The following is a 2,980-nucleotide window of genomic DNA, read 5'->3' as shown; positions in this document are numbered from 1 at the left end:
TGCGGAAAGTCAACCTGCTTACCGGGGAGACGGAAACCGTCCCGGTGCCGTGCGGGGCCACCCTGGCATCGAAGTGCCCGCCGTGTGCGGAACGGGCGCGGAAACTGCGGATGGCCCAGTGCCAGGCCGGCTGGCATCTCGACGACGAACCACTCCCCGACCCCGACCCGCCGACCGAGGACGCGAAGACGCTGGTCCGGCTCCGCGCGGACCTTGAAGCCGTCCGGACGGATGCTGTGACCATTCACGACCTTGATCAGGTCACCGAGGTCGATGATCTGATCTCGCAGGTGGACGCGGCGTTGAACGATCTCGGCGTGCGGGGCAAGACCGCGCCGGACAGCCGGGACCGGCCACGACGCACCCGGTCCACCCGGCGTCGTCAGGATGCCCCGGACCTGCCTCGGCTGCCGGTGGACCGGCGCACGGTGGGGCGGACGTTCACCGGACCGGATGGGACGGTGTGGCGGCCGTCGATGTTCCTCACGCTCACCTGTGACAGCTACGGCCGGGTCAACGGCGACGGCACCCCCGTCAACCCCGACCGGTATGACTACCGGCGGGCGGCCCGCGACGCCATCCACTTCCCGAAACTCGTGGATCGGTTCTGGCAGAACCTGCGCCGGGCCGTGGGGTACGACGTGCAGTACTTCGCCTGCCTGGAACCCCAACGCCGCCTCGCCCCGCATCTGCATGCGGCGATGCGCGGCACGATCCCCCGGGTGCTGCTCCGCCAGGTGGCGGCGGCGACCTATCACCAGGTGTGGTGGCCATCCTGCGACCGGCCGGTCTACAGCCCGGATCGGCTGCCGGTCTGGGACGACCGGGCCGGCGGCTACACCGACCCGGACACCGGCGCGGCCCTGCCGACCTGGGAGGAGGCGCTGGACGCGATCGGCGAGGATGCCGAACCCACCCATGTCGTCCGGTTCGGGGTGCAGGTCCGCGCGGACGGGGTGACCGCGAACAGCGCGAACACCGGCCGGTTGATCGGTTACCTGACCAAGTATCTGACCAAAAGCTTGGATACCTGCCACGCCATCGCCACCGACGCGCAGCGGGCGCACGTCGACCGGCTCGCCGACGCGCTGCGCTACGAGCCGTGCGCGCCGATGTGCGCGAACTGGCTGCGCTACGGGGTGCAGCCGAAGAACCCGAAGGCCGGGCTGGTGCCGGGTCGGTGCAAGGGTAAGGCGCACCGGCGGGAAACCCTCGGTTTCGGCGGCCGCCGCGTGCTCGTCAGCCGGAAATGGTCGGGTAAGACCCTTACCGACCATCGGGAAGATCGCAAGACGTGGGTCCGGGAACAACTCGCGGTCCTCGGCCACACCGGAACCGACGACGCCGCCAGCGGCAGACCTGATCGCGTTGTCTGGCAGCTTCTCCGACCGGGTGATCCAGCCGCTCCGCGTCGTGAACATCTCCTCCTGCGCGCGGTCGCGGACCGTCACCACTGGCGCACCCAGCTGGACGCGGCCCGTGCGGCCCGCGAACATCCCGGCCCGGTTTCGGCAACCGACCCCAGTATCCCCCGGGCGGCCTGAGCCCTACTCGTGACGATCACCGGAGGAACCGTGCACACGCTTCTTCTCACGACCACCGAAGCCGCCGACCTGCTCGGCGTCAGCCGCACCACGGTCTACGAGCTGCTCAACGCCGGACAGCTCGAATCCGTCCGGATCGGCCGGTCCCGGCGCATCCCGCGGGCGGCGCTTGTTGCCTACGTCGATCGGCTCTGCGGTCTCTGCGGCGGGGAGGCAGCGGCATGACCGGGGCCGGGTCCGCCTCGGAGCGGACGGCAAGGCATCGGCAGTGCGCCTGGCGGCGTGTGTCGGCCCGTGGGCCTCCGGGTCGTCGCACAGCCTGAAACCCGAAAGATCAAACAAGCGGTCCCGGTGGGTGCTCGAACACCACACCGGAACCTCGATCCGCACCCTTCGGATGCAAGGAGCGCAGACCGTGACCCCTATCATTCCGCCTGCCTATGACCCGCCGCGCGACCCCTCGGACGGACAGCCCTTCGTCCGCCTCGACACCCCCAGCCACGGCTACTACGAGATGACCGTCAAACCCGGCGCCAACCCGTTCGACCTCGCCCGGACCGCTGTCAGGATTCCTACCGACGCGGTGTTCATCGAAGCGCTCGGCGACGTCGAGGTCGTGTTGGTGTTCCGGGCGATCCCGGGCACGGCCTTGCCGGCACCCCGCCCGTCCCACGGGGGTCCGGCTGGTGGCTGGGTGCCCGACATCGCCTCGTACCGGACGGTTCCCGCGCAGCATCAGCCGCGCTGATCGGTTCTCGCGGTCCTTACCCCCATTTTTCTTCCGTTCCTCTGGTAGGCGCCTGATCTGCCGGGGGGCCGGACGGGTCCAGGGTCGGCGAAGCCGATCACGTAGTGACACGTCAGTGCCCTGGACGCGGCCGGTTCCCCGGCAGACCCTCCCGCTCCCAGAGGACCGGAACCCCGGACCACCACGCCTCCTCCTACATCTTTCGGCAAGGAGTGATCTTTCATGTCCAGGTCCGCAGGCCTTCCACTGGACGGTGCCTGATGGCGAAGAAACGGCGCCGGGGCAACGGCGAAGGTGCCATCTACAAGGGACCGGACGGCCGCTGGCGCGCCACCGTCGATCTCGGGTGGGTTGGCGGGAAACGGCAACGCAAATACCTGTCAGGCCGTACTCGCGCCGAGGTCGCCGAGAAGCTGCGCACCCTTCACCGTCAGCAGGAAGACGGCGTAAAGATCGTCATCGGTGACAAGCCGCTGACGGTCGAACAGTGGTTGACGCACTGGGTCGGTCATATCGCGCCGGGGCGGGTCCGCCCGTCGACGTTGGCGACCTACGATGGGTATGTCCGCAACCGGATCAGCCCGGTTCTCGGGCGGCACCGGCTTGAGCCCGAACATGTCGAGGCGTGGCGCAACGGGCTGCTCACTGGTGGCCTGTCCGCGGCGACGGTGTTGCAGTGTTTCCGCAT

3 protein-coding genes and 1 pseudogene are annotated in these 2,980 nt (G+C 69.1%); all 4 read left to right on the top strand.

Annotated features, from left to right (window positions below; all coding sequences use genetic code 11):
- A partial coding sequence (locus MJ797_RS24390) for a replication initiator (RefSeq protein ID WP_239341674.1) occupies positions 1-1,544 on the top strand: 1,544 nt, incomplete at its 5' end.
- A gap of 30 nt (positions 1,545-1,574) precedes the next feature.
- On the top strand, positions 1,575-1,769 hold the full coding sequence (locus tag MJ797_RS24385) for a helix-turn-helix domain-containing protein (protein ID WP_239341672.1): 195 nt from the start codon (positions 1,575-1,577) through the stop codon (positions 1,767-1,769).
- Between the two features lie 190 nt (positions 1,770-1,959).
- Complete coding sequence (locus tag MJ797_RS24380) at positions 1,960-2,292, top strand: hypothetical protein (RefSeq protein WP_239341669.1); 333 nt, start codon at positions 1,960-1,962, stop codon at positions 2,290-2,292.
- Between the two features lie 260 nt (positions 2,293-2,552).
- Positions 2,553-2,980: pseudogene (locus MJ797_RS24375) on the top strand (N-terminal phage integrase SAM-like domain-containing protein); the annotation flags it as partial.

Source organism: Protofrankia sp. CiP3 (genome assembly GCF_917627345.1).
In the GTDB taxonomy this organism is placed as follows: Bacteria; Actinomycetota; Actinomycetes; order Frankiales; family Frankiaceae; genus Protofrankia.
The sequence above is the reverse complement of the archived record's forward strand: the minus strand, read 5'-3'. Positions and strand labels throughout refer to the sequence as shown.